Origin of the sequence: Flavobacterium sp. (genome assembly GCF_043720215.1) — a bacterium.
Classification (GTDB): Bacteria; Bacteroidota; Bacteroidia; order Flavobacteriales; family Flavobacteriaceae; genus Flavobacterium.
On the sequence record NZ_JAYSSZ010000089.1, the window covers coordinates 1 to 4,778 of the forward strand.

The following is a 4,778-nucleotide window of genomic DNA, read 5'->3' on the forward strand; positions in this document are numbered from 1 at the left end:
CTTATTTAGTAAGTTCTTCACGAAAAGACTGGATACATACAATGGTTTTGCCACCAGCATTTACGATAAGTACGATTGTGATAATTTTAAGTAGTATTACAATTCATTTGGCTAAAAAAGCAATACAAAAAGACAATCGACAAAAAACAACATTGTTTTTACTAGCGACTTTGGCGTTAGGGACAAGTTTTGTTTTTTTGCAATTTTTAGGATTTAGTCAAGTTATCGAAATGGGTTATTTTTTTACAGGAAGTGAGAGTACAGTTACCTCTTCTTTTTTGTATGTTTTAACTATTTTGCACTTAGCTCACCTTGCGGCAGGAATAATTTCGTTATTAATTATAATTTATAATCATTTTAAACAAAAATACAATTCGACTCAAAGTACTGGTATAGAGCTTGGTGCGATGTTTTGGCATTTTTTAGATATTCTTTGGGTATATTTGTTTTTATTTTTATATTTCGTAAAATAATAAAATATTGTAAATTTGACAACTTTATAAATACAATTCTATGGCAACGACAGTTACTACTAGTGCTGAAGGCAAAACTTGGGGCGGCGGAAATGAGCCGATGAATGCTAGTTACGGAAAATTGATGATGTGGTTTTTCATCGTTTCTGATGCATTAACATTTTCAGGGTTCTTGGCATCTTACGGTTTTTCAAGATTTAAATTCATCGAAACTTGGCCTTTAGCTGACGAAGTTTTTACACACTTTCCATTTATGCATGGTGTTTCGGCTCCAATGTATTATGTGGCATTTATGACTTTCGTCTTAATTTTTTCATCAGTAACAATGGTTTTAGCCGTTGATGCAGGTCATCAAATGAAGAGAGATAAAGTAATTCTTTATATGTTTCTAACTATTATTGGTGGTTTTATATTCGTAGGTTCACAAGCTTGGGAATGGAAAAACTTCATCAAAGGAGAATATGGTGCAGTAGAAACTAAAGGAGGTTCTATATTGCAATTTATAGATAAATCAGGAAAAAGAGTAGCGCTTGGCGAATTTGCTGCGGATATTCCTTCAGATAGAGTTGAAGATACTAAAAGTAAAGGAATTTGGTTCTTCGGTGACGAAACCTTACCTACTTATTCTGTAGAAGAAGTAGTAGCAGGATTCAAAGCACACCCTGAGGTATTAATCCGAACAGAAGTCATAGACCCAAAAACGAAAAGAAAAATTACATTGTCTCGTGAAGAATCTCTAAAAAGAATCGAAGGAACAAAATATGTTGTTGAAGGAGCTAACTTAATTCGTAACGAATATGGTCAGAAATTATTTGCTGATTTCTTCTTCTTTATAACCGGTTTCCACGGTTTCCACGTATTTTCTGGAGTAATGATAAATATTTTAATATTCTTCAATATCCTTTTAGGAACTTACGATAAGAGAAAAAGTTACGAAATGGTTGAAAAAGTAGGATTGTATTGGCACTTTGTCGATTTAGTTTGGGTGTTTGTATTTACATTCTTCTACCTAGTTTAATTTTAATTTAAGAAAATATATTGTTATGTCACACGAACACGTATCAAATGTAGGAAGAATCTGGAAAGTTTTCGGATTATTATCAATAATTACAATTGTCGAAGTTGCTTTAGGTATTATTAAACCAGATGTATTATTTTTCAATACTTTTTTAAGTATGGGATTATTAAACTGGATATTTATTATTCTTACAGTTTATAAAGCATATTGGATTATGTGGGCTTTTATGCACCTTGAGGGTGAAGTAGCCTCGTTGCGTTGGGCTGTTGTAGGAACGGTAACTTTCTTACTTGTTTATTTAGTATTTATCCTGCTAGTTGAAGCTGATTATATATTCGAGATTTTTAAAAATTCTACTATTAAATGGAATTTTTAAGACATATTAATTCAAAAAAAAGCTCCTAATACAGGAGCTTTTTTTATTTTTGTATTCAAATAATTTTACTTTTTCCAAATGAGAAATAAATTAGTCTTAATTGTTCTTTTAGCGCTTCCAGTATTAATTTATTTAATTTTTGCAACAGCTACACATAATTCACTTTTTCTGCCAACGATTTCTAGGAATAATCTAGAATTACCAAAATGGAAAAGTTATGATAAGAAAGAAATTTCTTTAAAAAATAAAATTACAGTTCTAGGGTTTGTGGGAAATGATATTTTAAAAAATCAAGAAAATTTATTTAACCTAAATCAAAAAATTTACGGAAAATATGTTGGTTTTGATGATTTCCAGATGGTTATGATTGCACAAGAAGGTTCAGAAGATCAAGTCAAAGATTTGTTAGAAAAACTAGGTAGATTTTCGGATAATTTATCAGGCTGGAAATTTGTTTTTGCAAAACCACAAGAAATACAAGCGTATTATAACTCTTTTAAACTGAAAGGAAAATTAAATATTAATTTAAGCACCTCCGATGTTCTGATTATTGATAAAGATAAGAATCATCGTGGGCGAAAAGGAAAAAACAAAGAAGGAAAAAACGAATATAAAGAGAGCTATAACACAAATTCAGCTGCCGATTTGCATAACGACATGTCCGATGATGTAAAAATTATGTTGAGAGAATATCGTTTAGCTTTAAAACGTAACAATAAAAGGAAAGATTTCCGTTTACATGAAAGTAAATAAGATAATATGAAAAATAAATCTTACATAGGAACTGCTTTTATTATTCTAGTTTTTGGAATTTATTTCCTTCCGAAAATTATCGATAGAATAAAAAACAACGATGTTGTAAAAGGCGACCGACTTAATATTGAAGGAACATCTACTTCAAATAAAAGTGATTTAATGACCATTGGAAAAGCACCTCTGTTCTCATTAACGAATCAGGAAAACGAAGTAATCTCTAATGAAAGTTATAAAGGCAAAGTGTATGTGGTCGAATTTTTCTTTTCTACTTGTCCAACTATTTGCCCGATTATGAATAAAAACATGAAGTTAGTTCAAGAAGCTTTTGCTTCAAATTCAAATTTCGGAATTGCTTCCATAACTATAAATCCAGAAAATGACACGCCAGAAGTATTAAAAAAACATTCGGAATTAATAGAAGCTAAAGGTGTAAACTGGCATTTTTTAACTGGAGATAAGGCTAAAATTTTCGAAATCTCTAACAAAGGATTTAACCTATTTGCTGGCGAAAACAAAAAAATAAACGGTGGATTCGAACATTCAGGACTTTTTGCTTTAATAGATAAAAATGGAGATATTCGTTGTCGAAAAGATGAGTTTGGAAATCCAATTATCTATTACGATGGATTAGAACAAAAAGGAATTACTGAAATAAAACAAGACATAACTAAATTATTAGCAGAATAATGAACAAGCATCCAGAAAAAAAGTACAATACAATAATAGCAATATTATCAATTGCAATTCCAGTAGTAGTTGCCATATTGTTTAAAGTTAAACTTAGGGATTTTGGCTTCGATGTAAAACCATTATCATTCTTACCGCCTATTTATGCAACAATCAATGGAATTACAGCAGTAGTTTTGGTTTGGGCTGTAATCTCTATTAAAAATGGAAAACGCAAACTACACGAGAATTTAATGAAAACGGCCATTGCGCTTTCGGTAGCATTTTTAGGAATGTATGTGGCGTATCATATGACATCGGAAGCAACAAAATACGGAGGAGCAGGCATAATGAAAGGTATTTATTTTTTTATATTAATTACTCATATAATATTGTCTGTGGTAACTATTCCGTTAGTTTTAGTAACCTATGTTCGTGCGCTAGCCGAACGATTTGACAGACACAAGAAAATAGCAAAAATAACTTTTCCTATTTGGTTGTATGTTGCTGTTACTGGAGTAATTGTTTATCTAATGATTTCACCTTATTATGTTAACTAGAGTCGAAAGTCAAAAAAAGAACAGCAAGAAGCAAGAAGCAAGAAGCAAGACTTCTCAAAATCTTGCTTCTTGCTTCTTGCTTCTTGCTATTGGTCTCTATTCTCAAAACTCACAAGCGCAATGTGCTATGTGTCGTGCTTCGTTAGAAAGTTCAGGAAATGTATCGCAAGCAGAAGCTGTAAACGATGGAATTATATACTTAATGATTATTCCGTATGTTCTTGTAGCGCTTATTGCCTTTGCTGTTTATAGGATGTTTAGGAAGAAAGTGGATTAAAAATTCAGTAAATCTATTAAATTTACTTCAAGTGCTTTTGCTATTTTTAAAAGTGAAATTACAGTAGGATTTCTTTTCCCAGATTCTATAGTGTTGTAATTACTCTTATCGAAACCACAACGATAAGCTACTTCTGTTTGTGAAATTTTTTTTGACAAACGAATTTCTCTAATTCTCTTTCCTAGACAAATTAGGTATAAACTATCGCTATTATTTTCATTGTCAAACACATTGCGATATTCCTAATATTTAATTCAAAAAAGTTATTATATAATACAACTTTTAAATTATTTAATCTATGTTTGCAAATGAAATAGATAGAACTAACTTTAACAAAATGTAAGGAAAAATCGTAAATTGGTTTAACCAAATAACTTATTCTTTCTCGGAATAAAAAACTTTACATCTTGTTCCAACCTTTTGCGTGATTTTATCCTCTTACTATATACAAACCTTTAACAAAAACTAGATGAAACAAAAACTAAAGAAAATTAAAATACTATTTGCAATTACCTTGGCAGGATTTTTGCTTTTTAGTTGTCAAGAAGACTTCTATTATGAACAAAATCAATCTCAAAACTTACAAGTGAAAGAAATAAATTTTAGCAAAGCCAAAGAAATCAAAAAATTTGATAATGCTATTACAGAAGTA

The 4,778-nt window shown here is 30.5% G+C and carries 9 protein-coding genes; 8 read left to right on the forward strand and 1 reads right to left on the reverse strand.

Annotated elements, in window-relative coordinates; translation table 11 throughout:
* The 7 genes from ACHZC3_RS04305 to ACHZC3_RS04335 form a co-directional block, all read left to right on the forward strand.
* A partial coding sequence (locus ACHZC3_RS04305) for a heme-copper oxidase subunit III (protein ID WP_394758649.1) occupies positions 1-473 on the forward strand: 473 nt, incomplete at its 5' end.
* Positions 474-513: 40 nt separating this feature from the next.
* Positions 514-1,491, forward strand: coding sequence for a cytochrome c oxidase subunit 3 (locus tag ACHZC3_RS04310; protein ID WP_394758650.1), 978 nt, complete (start codon positions 514-516; stop codon positions 1,489-1,491).
* A gap of 25 nt (positions 1,492-1,516) precedes the next feature.
* The gene (locus ACHZC3_RS04315; RefSeq protein WP_394758651.1) at positions 1,517-1,867 is read left to right on the forward strand and encodes a cytochrome C oxidase subunit IV family protein; all 351 of its coding nucleotides are present in this window, start codon (positions 1,517-1,519) and stop codon (positions 1,865-1,867) included.
* Positions 1,868-1,945: 78 nt separating this feature from the next.
* The gene (locus ACHZC3_RS04320; protein WP_394758652.1) at positions 1,946-2,620 is read left to right on the forward strand and encodes a hypothetical protein; all 675 of its coding nucleotides are present in this window, start codon (positions 1,946-1,948) and stop codon (positions 2,618-2,620) included.
* A 6-nt stretch (positions 2,621-2,626) separates the two neighbouring features.
* On the forward strand, positions 2,627-3,310 hold the full coding sequence (locus tag ACHZC3_RS04325; RefSeq protein WP_394758653.1) for an SCO family protein: 684 nt from the start codon (positions 2,627-2,629) through the stop codon (positions 3,308-3,310).
* A complete protein-coding gene (locus ACHZC3_RS04330) occupies positions 3,310-3,849 on the forward strand; it encodes a DUF420 domain-containing protein (protein WP_394758654.1) in 540 nt (179 codons plus the stop codon). The genes ACHZC3_RS04325 and ACHZC3_RS04330 overlap by 1 nt, the downstream gene beginning before the upstream one ends.
* Complete coding sequence (locus ACHZC3_RS04335; RefSeq protein WP_394758655.1) at positions 3,839-4,126, forward strand: hypothetical protein; 288 nt, start codon at positions 3,839-3,841, stop codon at positions 4,124-4,126. Before ACHZC3_RS04330 ends, ACHZC3_RS04335 begins: the two co-directional genes overlap by 11 nt.
* On the opposite strand, the gene ACHZC3_RS04340 is transcribed toward ACHZC3_RS04335, so the two are convergent.
* A complete protein-coding gene (locus ACHZC3_RS04340) occupies positions 4,123-4,356 on the reverse strand; it encodes a helix-turn-helix domain-containing protein (RefSeq protein ID WP_394758656.1) in 234 nt (77 codons plus the stop codon). The genes ACHZC3_RS04335 and ACHZC3_RS04340 overlap by 4 nt on opposite strands.
* Before the next feature lie 239 nt (positions 4,357-4,595).
* On the opposite strand from ACHZC3_RS04340, the gene ACHZC3_RS04345 reads away from it, so the two are divergent.
* A partial coding sequence (locus ACHZC3_RS04345; RefSeq protein WP_394758657.1) for a hypothetical protein occupies positions 4,596-4,778 on the forward strand: 183 nt, incomplete at its 3' end.